Genomic DNA, 18208 nt, shown 5'->3' on the forward strand with positions numbered 1-18208 from the left:
GTTTCAGTGCGTTTGGCCTTCCTTAAGGTAGACCAGCGTCGCGTTTTCGCCGTTGCAATGGGTGATAAAACTGTCGCTTTTTTAAGCTGACATATAATTATCACATTCGTCCGTTAGATTGGTTTGGTCCTTGCTGGACTAGTCCAGCTATCCCCACACTACCACCTGGAGCATCAGTTATGAAACGTTTGTGCGCTTCTGTGTTAACCAGTGCCATCGTGTTATCCAGCCAGATGAGCTGGGCCGCGGATACCGATCTGGCGGCGCTGGAGCAGGCCGCGAAGAAAGAAGGCGAAGTCAACAGCGTCGGCATGCCGGACAGCTGGGCCAACTGGAAAGGCACCTGGCAAGATCTGTTGAGCAAGTACGGCCTGAAGCATGTCGATACCGACATGAGCTCTGCGCAAGAGATCGCCAAATTCGATGCGGAAAAGAACAACGCCACGGCGGACATCGGTGACGTCGGCGCGGCCTTCGGCCCGGTGGCGGTGCAGAAGGGCGTAACGCAGCCGTACAAACCGTCTACCTGGGATCAGGTGCCGGAGTGGGCGAAAGACAAAGACGGCCACTGGGCGCTGGCTTACACCGGCACCATCGCCTTCATCATCAACAAGCAGCAGGTGAAAGACATCCCGCACAGCTGGGCCGATCTGCTCAAGGGCAGCTATCAGGTCACCATCGGCGACGTCGGCACCGCGTCGCAGGCGGCCAGCGGCGTGCTGGCGGCCACCTACGCCATGGGCGGCAACGAGAAAAACCTCAAGCCGGGCCTGGAATTCTTCGGCAAGCTGGCCAAGGCCGGCCGCCTGAGCCTGAGTAACCCGGTGATCGCATCGCTGGAGAAAGGGGAAGTGCAGGTTGGCGTGGTGTGGGACTTCAACGGCCTGAACTACCGCGATCAGATCGACAAAACCCGTTTTGAAGTGCTGATCCCGTCGGACGGTTCGATCACTTCCGGCTACACCACCATCATCAACAAATACGCCAAGCACCCGAACGCCGCCAAGCTGGCGCGCGAATACATCTTCTCCGACGCCGGCCAGATCAACCTGGCGCGCGGCTATGCCCGCCCGATCCGCGCCGAACATCTGACGCTGCCGGACGACGTCAAGGCCAAGCTGCTGCCGGCCGAGCAGTACAAGAATGCGCATCCGATCGCCGATCCGGCGGCCTGGGAACAGAGCGCCAAAGCGCTGCCGCGCCTGTGGCAGGAAAACGTCATTATGTTTATGCAGCAGTGAGTTAACGCACCATGAAAACGATCCTCGTGCTGCTGGACGGCCTCAACTACCGGGTGGCGCACGACGCTATGGGGTATCTGCAGGCCGAATGCGCGGCGGGACGCGGGCGGTTGTACCTGCTGGAGAGCGAGTTGCCCTCGCTCTCCCGGCCGCTGTATGAATGCATTCTCACCGGCGTCACGCCGGTGGAGAGCGGCGTGGTGCACAATCACGTCTCGCGCCTTTCTCATCAACAAAGTGTGTTTCATTACGCGCGCGCCGCTGGGCTGAGCACCGCCGCCGCCGCTTACCACTGGTTCAGCGAATTGTATAACCGCACGCCGTTCGACGCCGCGCGCGACCGCCATACCGACGCCCCCGAGCTGCCGATTCAACACGGGCATTTCTATTACGACGACGGTTATCCCGACAGCCATCTGTTCGACGACGCCGAAAGCCTGCGCCAGCGTCATCAGCCGGATTTTCTGCTGATCCACCCGATGAACATCGACGACGCCGGGCACCGCTTCGGCCTCTCTTCGCCGCAGTACCGCAACGCGGCGCGGCGCGCCGACGGCTCGCTGTCGCGCTATCTGCCCGAGTGGCTGGCGGCCGGTTATCAGGTGCTGGTCACCGCCGACCACGGCATGAACGACGATCGCAGCCACGGCGGGGTGTTGCCGGAAGAGCGCCAGGTGCCGCTGTTCGTGTTCGGCGCGGGCTTCAGCCTGGACGACGCCGATCCGCAGCAAACCGAGCTGTGCGGCACGATCTGCGATCTGCTGCAGGCGCCGCACGACAAGCCGCGCTGCCGGGCGTTGCTGGCGCAGGATGCGCGATGAACAGCAAAACCAAATGGATCGCCGCACTGTGCCTGCTGCCGTTTATCGTGCTGTTCGGCGCGTTTCAGATCGCCCCGCTGGTGTGGATCGCCATTCACAGCTTTTTCAGCGAGACCAGCGGCTGGGGCTGGGGCAACTATGTCGATATCCTCACCTCGCCGTTCTACCTGCAGGCGTTTCAGTTCTCGCTGGAGATCTCGTTATGGTCGAGCGTCTACGGCTTGCTGATCGCATTAGTTGGCAGTTACTCACTGCGCCAGCTCGGCCAGACCCGGTTTCATGACTTCGTGATGTCGTTCACCAACATGACCAGCAACTTCGCCGGGGTGCCGCTGGCGTTCGCCTTCGTCATTCTGCTGGGGCTGAACGGTTGCCTGACGTTGCTGCTGCGCAAATACGGCCTGATGGAGAGCTTCAACCTCTATTCGAAGAGCGGCCTGATCGTGCTGTATACCTACTTCCAGATCCCGCTCGGGGTGCTGCTGCTGTATCCGGCATTCGACGCGCTGCGCGCCGACTGGCGCGAATCGGCGGCGCTGCTCGGCGCCGGCCCCTGGCGCTACTGGCGGCATATTGGCCTGCCGGTGCTGGCGCCGGCGCTGATGGGCACCTTCGTCATCCTGCTGGCCAACGCGCTGGGCGCCTACGCCACGGTGTATGCGCTGACCACCGGCAACTTCAACGTGATCCCGATCCGCATCTCGGCACTGGTGGCGGGGGACATCTCCCTCGATCCGAACCTGGCCAGCGCGCTGGCGATGCTGCTGGTGGTGATGATGGCGTTTATCACGGTGATCCACCAATGGATGCTGCGCAGGAGCTACCTCAATGCGCGCTCATAACCGGCTGGAGAATGCTTATGTCGCGTGTTGAACGCTTGTACCACCGCACGGTGACCGGCCTGCTGCTGTTGATCCTGCTGCTGCCGCTGGCGGCGACGCTGATTTACGCGCTGGCTACCCAGTGGGGCGCCACCATTTTGCCGGACGGTTTTACCCTGAAGTGGCTGACGGCGCTGTGGAGCGACCCGCGCTTTTTGCAGGCGCTGTGGCACTCGCTGCTGATCTGCTTTGGCACGTTGCTGCTGTCGGTGGTGGTGATCCTGCCGGCGATGTTTGTAATCGCTTACTACTTCCCTAGGCTTGACGCGGTGATGAACGTGCTGATCCTGCTGCCGTTCGCCGTGCCGCCGGTGGTGTCGGCGGTGGGGCTGATGCAACTGTTCGCCGCCGATCCGCTGCCGCTGCTCGGCACCCCCTGGATTTTGGTGGGCTGCTATTTCACCATCGCGCTGCCGTTTATCTACCGGGCTATCAGCAACAACATGCAGGCGATCAACCTGCGCGATCTGATGGACGCCGCGCACTTGCTCGGCGCCAGCACCTGGCGGGCGGCGCTGTGGGTGGTGCTGCCGAATCTGCGCAAGGGCGGAACGATCGCCGTGCTGCTGTCGTTTTCGTTCCTGATCGGCGAGTTCGTGTTCGCCAACCTGCTGGTGGGCAGCCAGTATGAAACGCTGCAGGTCTATCTGTTCAATATGCGCAACGGCAGCGGGCATTTCACCAGCGCGCTGGTCATCTCCTATTTCGCCGTGGTGCTGCTCGTCACCTGGCTGGCGAACCTGCTGAATAAAAACAAGGGTTAACCCGATGGCTTATCTCAACGTCACCCGCCTGAACAAACACTATGGCCAGACCCAGGTGTTTCAGGATATCGATTTCACCGCCGAAGAGGGGGAGTTTGTCACCCTGCTCGGGCCGAGCGGCTGCGGCAAGTCGACGCTGTTGCGCTGTCTGGCCGGCCTGACCCCGGTCGACAGCGGGCAAATTTTGCTGCAGGGCCAGGATCTGGTGCCGCTGGCGCCGCAAAAGCGCGGCATCGGCATGGTGTTCCAAAGCTATGCGCTGTTTCCCAATATGACGGTGGAAGGCAACGTGGCCTTCGGCCTGAAAATGCAGAAGCTGGCGGCTGGGCAGATCGGCCAGCGGGTGCAGGAGGTGCTGGCGCTGGTGGAGCTGAGCGATCTGGCGAAGCGCTATCCGCATCAGCTGTCGGGCGGCCAGTGTCAGCGCGTGGCGCTGGCGCGATCGCTGGTCACGCGCCCGCGTCTGCTGCTGCTCGACGAACCGCTGTCGGCGCTGGACGCGCGCATCCGCAAACATCTGCGCGAGCAGATCCGGCGCATTCAACGCGAGCTGAACCTGACGGCGATCTTCGTCACCCACGATCAGGAAGAGGCGCTGACCCTGTCGGATCGCATCGTCCTGATGAACAAGGGGCAGATCGTGCAGAGCGGTGATGCGGAAACCCTGTATACCCAGCCGGCGGACGCCTTCGCCGCCGGTTTTATCGGCAACTATAACCTGCTGAGCGCCGAACAGGCCGGCCGGCTGACCGGGCGCAACTATGCCGGCAAGGTGGCGATCCGCCCCGAGTCTATCGGGCTGTTGCCGGCCGGACAGGGGATCGGCGGGGTGATCCTTGGCCACAGTTTGCTCGGGAATGTGGTACGCTATCGGATTCAGGTTCGCGAGGTAGAGTTGCTGGTTGACGTGCTCAACCGTTCGGTGGCCGATCTGCGGCCCGACGGCGCGGAAATTGGGCTACACTTGGAACCTGTTGTATTGCGGGAAGTTGCATGACTTCGCAGCGCGGCGCCGGGGCTCTCCCACCGCCGCCTTAACCCTTCTCTTCTGCGGTCTGCCGCCCGCCCGCTGTCCTGCCAGACCCACGCCCGGCAGGCGGGACCGCGCGCTGTACCCGTCATCCTTTGGCTCGCCTCTCTGCTTCGCGTGACAGGCATCGGGTATCAGCCTCCTTTGGCCGGGCGTTAATGGAGCGTATCTTCCGTGCTGACCCTTCTTCACCTGCTTTCGTCCGTGGCGCTGTTGGTGTGGGGAACCCACATCGTGCGCACCGGGATCATGCGGGTTTACGGCGCCAATCTGCGGCGCGTGTTGAGCGACAGCGTTGAGAAAAAACCGCTGGCGTTCGTTTCCGGCATCGGCGTGACCGCGCTGGTGCAAAGCAGCAACGCCACCGCGCTGCTGGTGACCTCTTTCGTCGCGCAGGGGCTGGTGGGGCTGGCGCCTGCGCTGGTGATCATGCTCGGCGCCGACGTCGGCACCGCGCTGATGGCGCGCGTGCTGACCTTCGATCTTTCCTGGCTGTCGCCGCTGCTGATCCTGGTCGGCGTCTTCCTGTTCCTCAGCCGCAAACAGATGCGGATCGGCCAGATCGGGCGCGTTCTGATCGGTCTGGGGCTGATCGTGCTGGCGCTGGAACTGATCGTGGCCGCCGCCACGCCGATCACCCAGGCGGCAGGGGTGAAAGTGCTGTTCTCGTCGCTGACCGGCGATGTGATGCTGGACGCCCTGACCGGCGCGCTGTTCGCCATCGTCAGCTATTCCAGCCTGGCCGCGGTGCTGCTGACCGCCACCCTGACCGCCACCGGCGTGATTTCGCTGAAGGTGGCGCTCTGTCTGGTGATCGGCGCCAACCTCGGCAGCGGCCTGCTGGCGATGATCAACGCCAGCGGCCAGAACGCCGCCGGGCGGCGCGTGGCGCTAGGCAGCCTGCTGTTCAAATTGGTGGGCTGCATCCTGGTGTTGCCGTTCGTCTCCTATCTGGCGGATGTGATGGCTCAACTGCCGGGCGGCAGCGAAGAGCTGGTGATCTATTTCCACGTGTTCTACAACCTGATCCGTTGTCTGGTGATGATCCCGCTGGCCGGGCCGATGGCGACGCTGTGCGAACGGCTGATCGTCGACGTGGCGGCCGACGACCCGCGCATGCGGCCGCGTCATCTGGACGCCAGCGCGCTGGATACGCCGACGCTGGCGCTGGCCAACGCGGCGCGCGAAACGCTGCGCATGGGCGACGTGGTGGAACACATGATGATCCTGCAGCGCGAAGTGCTGCACGGTAAGCAAGGCGTGGATAAAGAGGTGCGGCGACTCGACGATGACGTCGACGTGCTGTACACCGCCATCAAGCTGTATCTGGCGCAGATCCAGAAGGAAGATCTGGGCGAGGAAGATTCGCGCCGCTGGGCGGAAATCATCGAAATGGCGCTCAACCTGGAACAGGCGGGCGACATCATCGAGCGCATGGCCGGCGACGTGGGCGCCAAATCGCACGCCGCGCGCCGCGCCTTCTCGGCGGAAGGATTGGCGGAACTGGACGGGTTGCACGAACGGCTGATCGGCAACCTGCGTCTGGGGCTGTCGGTGTTCCTGTCCGGCGACGTCACCAGCGCCAAACGCCTGCGCCGTTCCAAGCACCGCTTCCGCATTCTGGATCGCCGCTATGCGCATGCGCACGTCGATCGTTTGCATCAGCAAAACGTGCAGAGCATCGAGACCAGTTCGCTGCATTTGGGATTGTTGGGGGACATGAAGCGCCTGAACTCGCTGTTTTGCGCCGTGGCCTACAACGTGTTGGATCAGGATGCGAAAGATGACGATCGCGACTGGGAAGACACCCCAAGCACGCTGTAAAAAAAACGCCCCCGAAAAACCGGGGGCGTTGCGTAGGGGAGGCGCGTTATTTGCCGCTGAACACGCCGGCTTTGGCGTCCGCCTGCTGAGTTGAGGCATGGCCGCTGGCGAACGGCACGTTGCCGTTGACGCTTTGCTTCGCCGCGCCGCCTAACAGTCCACCTACCGTGGCGGCCGCATCGACGCGGCCGCCGCCCTGATAGCGCTGGCCGCTGACGTCCTGCTGGCTGACCTGGCTACCGCCCAGTTCCACCTTGCCCTGCTGGCTGCGGATTTCGCCGCCGGTCAGCTGGGTTTGGCCGCCGACCTGCAGCGCCACGCCGTGCTTACCGGCAATCGCCGATTGCTCGCCGACCGCATTGTTGTTCACCACGTCGGCATTGACCTTGAGCTGCCCCTGGCGACCCGCCGGCCCGGTGATGCTGTCTTTCACCGCGCCGCCGACGGTGCGTGCGCCGCGATCCCACAGTGGGCCCTGCGGTTTTTCGCCGGCCGGCGTTTCCGGCAGCGTGACTTTGCCGTCAGCCTTGCTGAAGCTGACTGCACCGGTGGTATCCTGCTGCGGATCGAGGCGACGCGCCACGCTGTTGTACTTGTCGGTGGTGGCGTCGGCCACTTTGTTCACCCCGGCTTCCAGTTTCTCTTTCACTTTACCGGCGTAGCGCGGCGTGCCGACCTTCGACAGCTTGGAGGTGATGCTGCTGCCCGGATCGTTGCTGTGGCTCAGACCGGCATCCACATCCACCTTCACGCCTGTCTCGACGTCTTTGCGGCTTTCAACGCGCAGATCGCCGCCCACCTTGCCCTGTACGCTGTTGGCGTCGACGCGCGCGCCGGCAAGGCGGGTGTCTTTGCCGCTGTTGAGCGCCACGTCGCCCGCGGTGATGCCGGTGTTGGCGTGGGTGGTTTTATCCTGCTGCTCCACGCCGACTTTCAGACCTGCGCCCAGCGTGTGGGTGTCTTTGCCGGTGTTCGGATCGACCTTGCCGCCTGCGTCCTTGTTGAAGGTTTGACCGCCTCTGGCGTTGGCTTTGATGCCCAGATTCCAGTTGTCCTTATGCTGCTCGTTCTTGGCGGATTCCAGCAGGATGCCGCCGTTTTTCGCTTCGAGCGCGGCGCTGCCGCCGCTGACTTTTGTCCCCTGCAGATGCAGCGCGTCATCGCCTTTGCCGTTGGCGGACAGGGTGACCTTGCCGTCTGAGGCGATAGTGACGCCCTGGCGTTCTGTCGCGGACTCATTCGCCTTGGCGATGTCGAACGCGCCGCCGGCGGAGAGGCTGCCGCCGGTTTTTTCCTTGCTGTCGCTGCTGCCGGCGCCCAGATCGATATTGCCGGACAGCTTGCTTTCCTTACGCGTTTGGGTCGATTCCGCCGCCTGCAGCGCGACCTTGTTGCCCGCGTTCAGGCTGACGTCGCCCTGGCTCTTGACGTTGGTGCCCTGCAGCGTCAGATCGCGGCCCGCCTTCAGCGCCACACCCTGGCCGTTGACGTTGCCGACTTGCGCGGTGCTGCTGCTGCTTTCACCGTTGTTGGTGCCGCCGCCGAAACCGGCGCCGAAGTTTTTGCTGTCGGCGGTGAAACCGCCTTTGGCGGACGCTTTGACGTTAAAGCCGCTGTGGTTCTCGCTCTGTTTGTCGCTGGCCTGATCGAAGCGGATATCGCCGCCGGCGTTGACGGCGGTTTTACCGCTGCCGCCGTTCAGCGCGGTACCCTGATAGACCGCGTCTTTTTTCACGTTGACGTTGATGCCATTGGCCGCGTCGATCGAGCCGGCCACCGCCTGGCTGGCGCTGCTGTTGCTGCGCTGGGTGCCGCCTTCGCCCTTGGCGTCCACGGTCAGATCGCTGCCGGTGGTGGTGTAGACGCGCACGCCGGCACTGCCGCGGGTGTCGCGGCTCTGCTCGTCCTGACGGTTTGCCGCGGCTTCGCTGCGGTGGCTGTCCGCCGTCAGGTTGACCGCGCCTTTGCTCGCCTGGTACTGCGTGCCCTGATCGCGCACTTCGCCTTTGGCATTGATGTCGATGCTGCCGGCTTTCACCGAGCTGACCACCGCCTGCGAGCTGCTGCTGTGTTTTTCGCTGCTGCCGCCCTGTGCGCCGATATCCAGGCCGACGTTAGGCGCGCCGATGCCGCCGATGTCGTTGATAACGCCGGTAGCGTCCAGCTTGGCTGCCTTGCCGACCGCGCGCTCGACCGGACGGGTCACGGCGCTGTAATCGACGTTGGCGCCGATGTTCACGCCGACGTCGGTTTTGGTGGTGGTGGTGCTGGCGGTGTCGGCAGCGGCAAGGTGATCGACGCCGGCGGCGTTTTCTTGATAGGCGCCGCCGACGCTGTGCTGCGCGCCTTGCTGGGTCAGCTTGTCGCGGGCGTTGATCGTCAGATTGCCTTTGACGTCGCTGCCGGAGGTGATCGCCTTGCTGCTTTGCGTCTGGGTTTTGCTGTTCTCGTAGCCGGCTTCCACGCCGCTGCCGAGTTTGTCGATGCCGCCGGTGTAATAGAAACCGCCGCCGATCTTGGTTTGCTCGGTGTTTGAGGCCGTTTTGTCGTCGGCCGCCAGGAACGAAACCTTGTTGCCGCTGACGCTGGCGTCGCCTTTGTCGGCGACCAATTGAGAACCGCTGAAGGTCACGTCCTTCTCCGCCTTGAGCTTCACGCTGCCGCCGCTGAGGCTTGAGGCGCTATTCTCGGTGCGGGTGGTTTTCTCGCTGTCGCGGGTGTGCTCGATGCGCAAACCGGCGCGGTACTGCTTGTCACCGGCTTCTTTGGCGTAGCCGTTAACGGTGAGCGCGGTCTTTTGCTCGTCGATGTTCTGCTGCCGCTCGGCCGCCTTGACGTTGATGTTGCCGGTCTTCGACTCGACGCTCAGCTCACCGCCGCTGGCGACCTGGCTGCCGATCACGTCGGCATCCTTGTGGCTGACCAGCGTCAGGTTGGTGTCGGACTTCAGCTCGCTGGCGGTGCTGCTCTGGTAGCTGTTGTCGGCCTTGTGCGAACTGCTGGTGATGTTGAAGGCGGTGCCGGTGCGCGCGTCGATTTTGTCCACGGTGGTGCTCAGCGCGTTGTCGATGCGCAGGCCGCCGTGGGTGGCGGTGACTTCGCCGCCTTTCTGGCCGCGCGCCTTGCTGCCGGTAATGGTGACGCCTTGCTGACCGTTCAGGCGCAGGGTGCCGCCGCTGGTCAGCTCGGAAGCGTGGCTGATCTCGCGGCGATTGCTGTTGTTTTTGTTGTCGCCGCCGCCGATGCCGCCCCAGGAGGTTTTGTCATCGCGCACCGCTTTGGCGTTGGCGGTTTTCTGCACCCCGACCTGGATCTGGCTATCTGCATCGATCGTCAGATCGCGCTGGGCGTGGATCTTGGCGCCCTGAGTCGAGACATTGCGACCGGCTTTCAACGTCAGTTCGCCCTGGCTGCGCAGTTCGCTGGCCTTCAGGCTTTCGCTTTCGTCGCTGCTGCTCCATCTGCCGGTGCGCAGGCTGGAGGTGTGATTGCGCTGGTAGCCGCGCTCGCTGGATTTATCCTTCTCCACCAGCCCGGCAAGGTGTACGTCGCGCGCCGCTTTGACGCTCAGCGCACGGTCGGCGCTGACATTGGCGCCCAGCAGCTTCACGTCTTCCTGGGTGCTGATGAGTTTGGCGCTGCCGTTGGCGGCGACGGTGCTGCCCGCCTGCTGCAGCTGCTCGCGTTCGCGGGTGACGTCATATTGCCAGGAGTAGAACCAGCGATCGTCGGTATGGCCTTGCGTCTGCTTCAGCTGCTGGCCGTCGAGCGTCAGCTTACCGCCCTGCAGCGTAATGTCTTCGCCGCGGATATCGGTGGCGGTGAGGTGCGCATGATTATCCGCCACCAGGCTGATGTTCTTGCCTTTCAGCTCGGTGCGGGTCAGCTTCTGGCTGCTGCTGCGATCGTTGACGTAGATGCCGCCACGGTAATTTTGATAGTTATCACCGCCGTTTTTGTTGCTGCTGGCGTCGTCGACGCGGCTTTCGCTGCGGATATCATAGGCTTTCACCTTGAGTTCATCGCCGGCGTTCAACGAGCCGGCCAGTTTCACGCCGCTGCCCTGCGCGGTGTTGATGATGTTGATGCGCCCGGCCTGCATGCTGCCGAGGTAGTAGCTGTCCAGCGCGGTCGGCGTCTGTTGGCTGGCCTGCACCGTGCCGTCGCGCGCTACCCGGTTAAGGCCGCTGATGGCGTTGATCGTCGCCGAGGTCACTTTACCATTCGAATGTTTGAAATCTTGCACGATCACTTCGCCGCGGCTGTCGATCTTCGGCGCGATCAGATCCAGTACGCCGCCGGCGTTCAGGGTGCCATTGAGGCTCAGGGTGTTGCGGTTACCGAAGGTGCTGTAACCCTGCAGCACGCCGTTTTCCACCAGCGGGTTGCCGACCACCAGTGAGGAATGGCTGGTATTGATGAACCCGCAGCCCTGACAGCTGATGCCGTTCGGGTTGGCCAGCACGTAGTCGGCCGCCATGCCGAAGATCTCTTGCTGGCCATGCAGTAGCGACGGATTGCGGCCGATCACTTCATTGAGGATCACGCTGGCTTCGCGTCCGCCCAGATTGGGGTTGGCGCCCAGTTGGCCGGCCAGCTGCGACAGTCCCGCCTCGCGGGAGTTGTTCAGCACCGCGCCGGGCTGGTTGACGTTGAAGTCCTGATATTGGTTGTGCGACAGCCCGTTGCCGTTCGGCGCGACGATATCGACCACCTGCGCGCCGGTGGCGGCGGTGGAGACGCCGGGGCCGTTGGCGCCGTTGGCCGCAACGATCTCTGCGGCGTAGGCGCCGGCGGAAGCGGCGAGAATAATCGCCAGCGCGGCGGCCAGTTTGCCTGCCGCCGAAAGTCTGAAGTTATTATTTTTCATCCATGTATCTCCGTATATTGCCGTGGGGTCCTGCAAAACTGTTGATTAAAAGGTGTAAGAAAAGCGGGCCAACACCTGAACGGGATCTTCCGGCGTAGCGTGGTTAGACAAAATCCAGCCGCGGCTGACCTCGAGATCGACCAGCGCCTGGCGGTAACGTAACGTGGCGCCGCTGCTCACCCCGGCGCTGCTGCGCCAGCCCGAGTTGTCCTGACGCGGCAGAATGCGGCCGACGTCGGCGCCAAGGCGCGGCGTCAGCGTGGCGGCGCCTAAATTGAAGCTGCGCGACAGCGTGTTCTGCAGATACCAGCCGTTGTCGCCGGACTGGGTGCTGCGGCTAAAGCCGCGTACGGCGCCGCGATCGGTGAGGCTCAGCCACTCCACGCCGGGCAGCGGGTCGCGGCTGTACTGGCCGTAGAACAGATTGTTGAGCTGATAGGTGGCGCCACCCAGCTGGAGGCGCTGGCTGAGGTTGGCGAACAGCTTGCCTTTGGTGAACTGGCTGTCGAGGTGCACCGAACTCGGGTGGCGGCCGGCCCCCAGCCACGGCATCCCCTGCTCGACGCTGAGGCTGGCGCTGAACACGCCATTGGGCAGAATTTGCAGGTGGCTGGCGCTCAGTTCGGCCAGGGTCAGCGTTGGGCTGCTGACCTCAAGGCGCACGCTTTCGAAGTAGTTGTCGATGCGCTTGTAGGTCAGCTGGCCGCTCAGGCTGTCTATCTGATCGTGATCGCGATAAAACACGTAGTCGCTGCGCAGCCCGTACTGTTGGGTCTGGCCGTGCAGTTTGACCACGTTGTGCGGCAGCTGCTGGTGGTTTTCATAGGATGAGAAGCTGGCGAACCCGCTGAAGGTGAACGCGCCGTACGGCAGCGAATAGAGCAGGGTGTAGGCGCGATTATAGCGGTGAGCCGGGTTTTCCAGCGTGCTGTTGGCGTTCAGGCTGACAAAGTCCGACAGGCCAAACGGGCTGTCCAACGTGGCAGTGGCGCGCGCCAGCCACCGGCCGGTGCTTTTTTGGCCGTAATTATCCGTGCCGGCGGTAATCAGCCAGGGCTTGGCATGCTGATTGCGCAAACGAATAACCGAACCGCCAACCTGGCGGCCGGGCAATATATCCAGCTTGGTGGTATTTGATTGCAAACGGTTGGCCTGATCCAATCCCTGATCGAGCTCGGTTAATTTCAACGGCTTGCCTTCCAGCCCCGGAAATAATAAACGGCTGTTGACCCAGCTATCGCCGCCTTCTATTTTCTCGATAAATCCTTCCGTCACGCTTAACCCCAATTCTCCTTGTGAATTAGGGCGAACAATTTGCACGCGCGCGGTGATATAGCCCTTTTGCACATAAAGACGCGTTAATTCACGGGTCAAGCGATTGATATCGTTGCTGCTGATGCAGTTTTCCGGCAGCGCGCTCAGCGCAGATAAATCACCCGGTGAGAGTAGGGTGATTCCCTGCAGATAAACGCCGGCGATCGGCAGGCACTGCGCGGACTGCGGCAGTGCGGGCGCGGCCGGTTCCGGTTCCGCCAGCAGGCGCTGTTGCTTCAGCTGCTGGTAGCGGCGTTGCTCAATCAACTGGTTGACTTCACGCGTGCTGTCTTGCAACGCGCGCCGTGATTCCCCCATCGACATGTCCATCATCATGTGGGAGTCCGGCAGGGTTTCGGCGGAAAGGGCCGTGCTGACCAGCAGTGTCAAGGCGGTGAGTTTTTTTATCATTGTAATCCATTCGGAGAGGCCGCCGGGGCAGCCAGCCCAATCCATGAGGTTAACCACGGGCGGCCGACGGCCGGCCCGAAATAATGAGCGACATGCACATTGCGAGGTATCTTGATTTGCCGCAGCAAATAAGACGGTGGGTATATATCTAAATAATAATTAGGCTGCTTCTTTTATGGCGGGCAACCCTGGTGACTTAATTAATTAAAAAAAGTGGAGCGTCTCTTCCTCTTACCAACATTATCGGCATGGATAGGAAGAATCTGAATTTTTATTTTTCACGGATGATAGGGGATGAGGGGAATTATGACAATCCGACCAGTGGGAAATACGAAATTTCGCAGGAAAGAAAAGGGACGCAATTGTTTGCGTCCCTACAGGCGGTTTATTTCTTCTTGATAGGGCGGCCGGACCAATAACCCGCCAGCAGCGAACCGGAGAGGTTGTGCCAGACCGAGAACAGCGCGCCTGGCAGCGCGGCCAGCGGCGAGAAGTAGATTTTGCCCAGTGTGGCCGCCAACCCGGAGTTCTGCATACCGACTTCGATCGCCAGCGTGCGGCAGGTGGACTCGTCGAAACCGAACAGTTTACCGCCCCAGTAGCCGCTCAGCAGACCGATGCCGTTGTGCAGGATCACCGCGATGATAACGACCAGGCCGACCGAAGCGATATGGCTTTGGCTGCCCGCCACCACCGCGCTGATGATCGCCAGAATGCACACCATCGACAACGCCGGCAACAGTGGCTCGATGCGTTTCACTGCCTTGGTCAGGGTATGGTGGACGATCAGGCCCAGGCCGATCGGGATCACCACAATCTGCAGAATGCTCAACAGCATGCCCATGATATCGACGCTGATCTCGGCGTCGACGTACAGACGGGTCAGCAGCGGCGTGGCGAACACCCCCACCAGCGTCGAGACCGCCGAGATGGTCACCGACAGCGCCACGTCACCCTTGGCCAGATAGATCATCACGTTGGAGGCGGTGCCGCTGGCCACGCTGCCCACCAGCACCATGCCGGCGGACAGATCCGGCGGCATGCGGAACAGCATCGCCAGGATCCAGGCCGCCAGCGGCATGATCAGATAATGCAGGAAGATGCCTGCCGCCACCGGGCCGGGGCGCGCCAGCACGCGTTTGAAGTCGTCGAGCCGCAGCGTGACGCCCATGGCGAACATGATCAGCATCAGCAGCGGGCTGACGTAGGGGCCGATACCGGTAAAGGTGGTCGGCGTGTAATACGCGGCGACGGACAGCAGTATCGCCCAGAGGGGGAATAAGCGCGTGAGTAGTGCCAGCATGCAGGTTTTCCTTAGCCAGATTGAGAACGGTGGATGTGGTTGTGTTTTTATTGCGGGCTCAACATGCTGAACCCCTGCAGGTTTTGAACGGATTTTTTAGACGCAGGGGCGCAGCATGCTGCGCCCGCAATCAGGGATAATGACTTATTCGAACAGGTTGTGATGCAGGGTACGCACCACCTGCTCGGCTTCTTCGCCCGGCACCAGGAAGCACAGGTTATAGCTGCTGGCGCCGTAGCAGATCAGGCGGATATTGAACGGATCGAGCACGCCGAACACCTCTTTGCCCACGCCGCAGGCGCGCGACAGCTGGTTGCCGATGATCGCCACCAGCGCCAGGTTTTCTTCCACTTCCACCCGGCACAGCGACGACAGTTCGGTCAGCAGTGAGGTGGTCAGCAGGCTACCGCCGACGGAGGTGGCGCCGGTGGTGTCCATGGTCAGCGCGATGCTGACTTCCGAAGTGGTGATCAGATCGACGGAGACATTATGGCGCGCCAGGATGTTGAACACCTCGGCCAGGAAACCGCGCGCGTGCAGCATGTTCAGGCTGTGCAGCGTCAGCAGCGTTTGCTTGCGGCGCAGCGCCAGCGCGCGGAACAGCGGCGGGTTCTCGGTGGTGTTGCACACCAGCGTGCCGCCGGCCGCCGGATCCTTGCTGGAGCCGACGAACACCGGAATATCGCTGCGCACCGCCGGCAACAGGGTGGCCGGATGCAGCACTTTAGCGCCGAAGGTGGCCATTTCCGCCGCCTCTTCGAAACCGATTTTGTCGATGCGCTTGGCCGCCGGCACCACGCGCGGATCGGTGGTGTAGATGCCCGGCACGTCGGTCCAGATATCCACCCGGCCGACGCCGAGCGCTTCGCCGAGCAGCGCGGCGGTATAGTCGCTGCCGCCGCGGCCGAGCGTGGTGGTGCGGCCCTTCGGCTCGCTGCCGATAAAGCCCTGGGTGACCACCAGCGCTTCCTGCAGGCGCGGCTGCAACTGCGCCCGGGCCAGTTCGCTGAGCGCGGCGCTGTCCGGCACGGCGCGGCCGAAGTGATCGTCGGTGCGCATCACTTTGCGCACGTCGAACCATTCGGCCTGCACGTTGCGGGCGCGCAGGATTTCAACGAACAACAGGGTGGACATCAGCTCCCCATGGCTGACCAGTTCGTCGGTCAACGCCGTCGAGGTGGCCAGCGACGCGGCTTCCGACAGCATGGCGATGTTTTCCAGCAGGCGGTCTATTTCGTCGCGGATCACCGCCGGCGCCGCGAGGCGATCGAGGATGGCGTACTGGATACGCCGGATTTCATCAAGCTGGTAATTGCGCTTGTCGGCCTCGCAACCCTCGGCCAGGGCGACCAACAGGTTGGTGACGCCCGCCGAAGCGGACAACACCACCAGGCGGACCTGCGGGTTGGCCAGCACGACGTCGGCACTGCGGTTCATGGCTTCAAAGTCGGCGACGCTGGTGCCGCCGAACTTGGCTACCACGGTGGAATTCTGGGGTGCTGCTTGGTTCATCTAGAAACCTCGTGTCAGGGATGCCCGTTTGGGGCACTGTAATTCCATAGCCTTGGCACAAGGGGAGAGCGGTAAACAGGGGGCAGGCGTAGAGGTCAGGCTACGATACACCCAGAAGCGCCCCACCTTGTCGATCGCCCTGCGGGCGATCCCCTGGTGACAACCCAGGGGATTCAGCCCCTGTAGTCGATACGATAATGGCCGGCCATTACCCTACCTCGGCGTCGCTCCCCCTCGGGTGCCGTCAACGGAGAAACGGCTCCTCTGACACTCTACCTGGGCGACGCGCCTCTTCTGGCTTGCGCACCGGGTGCGCAAGTAGGCTGTTAGGAATAGCCGGTTATCGCCATTCTGTCAACGTACAGACGGTGAGGGATTTTCATCTTGCACCAGCGCGATAAGCGTACAGGGCATCGCGGGCGTGGAACCGGCGCCAATCGGTTGCAGAGAACCGTCTTCCTTTTGGCTGAATAGCGGAATAACGCCCTGATGTTTCTCCAAATACTCCAGCCAACCGAAATTTTCGTTCAATTTGGTCGCTTTGATGGTGGCCCCCCTGGCGAGCAGGCTGCTCAGGCGGCCGTAGGTGGCTTCCTGATTAAATAAAATTTCATGCCGGCGGAAACGCGAACTTTCCGCGCTGGCGCCGCGTCCTTTCAACGGCGCCCCCGAACGGATGGCGAACACGTGATCTTCGCCGAAGAGATGGCCGAAGTGGTAGACCGCCAGCGCGTTCTGGTGGCGGTTGGGCGACAGCGCCAGCACCTGGGCGATATTGCTCAGATCGAGGTAGTTCTCGGCGTGTTCGGAGTAGGCGTGGCCATAGTAGGCCGGAATGCCGTCCATGCGCGCCTGACGGTAGTATTCCCAGCTGCTGTCGGTGACGATCACCGGCACGTTCAGCTTGATCAGCGCCTGCGCCAGCATGCGCGCCACGCTGTTGGCGCCGACGATCAGCACGCCGCGCGGTTTCTGCTGCTGCACCCGCAGCCAGCGCGCCATTATGCCGCTGGTCAGGCTTTGCAACACCACGGTGCCGATGATGATGGCGAACACCACGGTCACCAGCCGGTCGGCGCCCTGATAGCCGCTGCGCTGCAGCGTCAGCGCGAACAGCGAGCTGACCGCCGCGGCCACGATGCCGCGCGGGGCGATCCAGCACAGCAGCAGCCGATCGCGCCAGTGCAGGGAAGAGCGCCAGGTCGACACCGCGATGCACAGCGGCCGGGCGATGAACTGCACCGCCAGCAGCAGCAGCAGCAGCGGCCAGCCCATGTTCCACAGCGCCTGGATGTCGAGCCGCGCCGCCAGAATGATGAACAGCGCCGAGATCAGGATCGCCGACAGCTCCTCTTTGAACGCCAGAATATCGCTGGTGTCCACGTCGCGCATGTTGGCCAGCCAGATGCCCATCACCGTGACGGTCAGCAGGCCGGATTCGTCGGCGATGGCGTTGGACACGCCGAAGGCGGTCAGCATAATAGCCAGCACCGCCAGGTTCTGCAGGTAGCGCGGCAGCCAAACGCGGCGCAGCGCCAGGCCGAGCAGGTAACCGAACAGCGCGCCGGCGATAAGACCGACGGCGGCGGTCACGCCCAGCGTCCAAAACAGGTGGGTATAGGATTCCGCATTCTGCTTCAGCACGATAAACTCGAACACCAGCAGGGTGAAGATGGCGCCGACCGGATCGATGACGATCCCTTCCCAGCGCAGCACCTGGTTAATGTTGGCGTTCGGCCGCACCACGCGCATCAGCGGGGCGATCACCGTCGGCCCGGTCACCACCGTCACCGCGCCGATCAGCGCCGCCAGCTCCGGCGGGAAATCCAGCAGCCACCAGCTGGCGAGGCTGATGACCAGAAAGGTGACCAGCATGCCGACGGTGACCAGGTTGCGCACCACGCCGCCGAGGCCGCGTATCTCCTCGAAACGCAGCGTCAGCGCCCCCTCGAACAGGATGATCGCCACCGACAGCGACACCAGCGGAAACAGCAGATCGCCGAACAGCAGATCCGGCTGTACCAGATGCACCGTCGGGCCGAGCACGATGCCGAACAGCAGCAGCGGCAAGATGGCCGGCAGGCGCAGCAACCAGGCCAGCCACTGCGCCAGCAGCGACGCCAGGCCGATAAGCACCAACATGAGCGGGGCGGATAATTCCATAAGCGAGATCCCTTTCAAATGACGAAATAAACGACGATGACACAGCCTGATGACAATTCGGCAACCCCGATAAC

General features: G+C 62.6%; 11 protein-coding genes and 1 riboswitch. Of the genes, 6 read left to right on the forward strand and 5 right to left on the reverse strand.

Translation table 11 applies throughout. The features are described 5' to 3' along the window. The first annotated feature begins 179 nt into the window (after window positions 1-179). The 6 genes from L085_RS06045 to L085_RS06070 all read left to right on the forward strand — a co-directional run bounded on the left by L085_RS06045 (window position 180) and on the right by L085_RS06070 (window position 6561). Window positions 180-1241: an ABC transporter substrate-binding protein gene (locus L085_RS06045; RefSeq protein WP_033631954.1), complete on the forward strand. Its 1062-nt coding sequence runs from the start codon at window positions 180-182 to the stop codon at window positions 1239-1241. An 11-nt stretch (window positions 1242-1252) separates the two neighbouring features. After that, window positions 1253-2062, forward strand: coding sequence for an alkaline phosphatase family protein (locus tag L085_RS06050; RefSeq protein ID WP_044030312.1), 810 nt, complete (start codon window positions 1253-1255; stop codon window positions 2060-2062). Continuing rightward, complete coding sequence (locus tag L085_RS06055) at window positions 2059-2904, forward strand: ABC transporter permease subunit (RefSeq protein ID WP_004936665.1); 846 nt, start codon at window positions 2059-2061, stop codon at window positions 2902-2904. The genes L085_RS06050 and L085_RS06055 overlap by 4 nt, the downstream gene beginning before the upstream one ends. Window positions 2905-2921: 17 nt before the next feature. Then, window positions 2922-3707: an ABC transporter permease gene (locus L085_RS06060; RefSeq protein WP_044030314.1), complete on the forward strand. Its 786-nt coding sequence runs from the start codon at window positions 2922-2924 to the stop codon at window positions 3705-3707. A 4-nt stretch (window positions 3708-3711) separates the two neighbouring features. Next, a complete protein-coding gene (locus L085_RS06065; protein ID WP_044030315.1) occupies window positions 3712-4704 on the forward strand; it encodes an ABC transporter ATP-binding protein in 993 nt (330 codons plus the stop codon). A gap of 207 nt (window positions 4705-4911) precedes the next feature. Then, window positions 4912-6561: a Na/Pi cotransporter family protein gene (locus L085_RS06070; RefSeq protein WP_004936675.1), complete on the forward strand. Its 1650-nt coding sequence runs from the start codon at window positions 4912-4914 to the stop codon at window positions 6559-6561. A 46-nt stretch (window positions 6562-6607) separates the two neighbouring features. On the opposite strand, the gene L085_RS06075 is transcribed toward L085_RS06070, so the two are convergent. The 5 genes from L085_RS06075 to L085_RS06095 form a co-directional block, all read right to left on the reverse strand. After that, window positions 6608-11431 carry a hemagglutinin repeat-containing protein gene (locus L085_RS06075; RefSeq protein WP_044030316.1) on the reverse strand — a complete coding sequence of 1608 codons (4824 nt, stop codon included), beginning with the start codon at window positions 11429-11431 and terminating at the stop codon, window positions 6608-6610. 45 nt (window positions 11432-11476) lie between these two features. Then, window positions 11477-13156: a ShlB/FhaC/HecB family hemolysin secretion/activation protein gene (locus L085_RS06080; RefSeq protein ID WP_044030317.1), complete on the reverse strand. Its 1680-nt coding sequence runs from the start codon at window positions 13154-13156 to the stop codon at window positions 11477-11479. Window positions 13157-13541: 385 nt separating this feature from the next. Continuing rightward, window positions 13542-14459, reverse strand: a complete 918-nt coding sequence (gene panS, locus L085_RS06085) for a ketopantoate/pantoate/pantothenate transporter PanS (protein WP_044030318.1) — start codon at window positions 14457-14459, stop codon at window positions 13542-13544. Between the two features lie 144 nt (window positions 14460-14603). Continuing rightward, the gene (lysC, locus tag L085_RS06090) at window positions 14604-15971 is read right to left on the reverse strand and encodes a lysine-sensitive aspartokinase 3 (protein WP_004936686.1); all 1368 of its coding nucleotides are present in this window, start codon (window positions 15969-15971) and stop codon (window positions 14604-14606) included. Between the two features lie 107 nt (window positions 15972-16078). Beyond that, window positions 16079-16273, reverse strand: a riboswitch (Lysine riboswitch). A 52-nt stretch (window positions 16274-16325) separates the two neighbouring features. Continuing rightward, on the reverse strand, window positions 16326-18134 hold the full coding sequence (locus L085_RS06095) for a sodium:proton antiporter (RefSeq protein WP_015379241.1): 1809 nt from the start codon (window positions 18132-18134) through the stop codon (window positions 16326-16328). Window positions 18135-18208 lie beyond the last annotated feature (74 nt).

The sequence above is a fragment of the Serratia sp. FS14 genome (assembly GCF_000695995.1).
Classification (GTDB): domain Bacteria; phylum Pseudomonadota; class Gammaproteobacteria; order Enterobacterales; family Enterobacteriaceae; genus Serratia; species Serratia nematodiphila.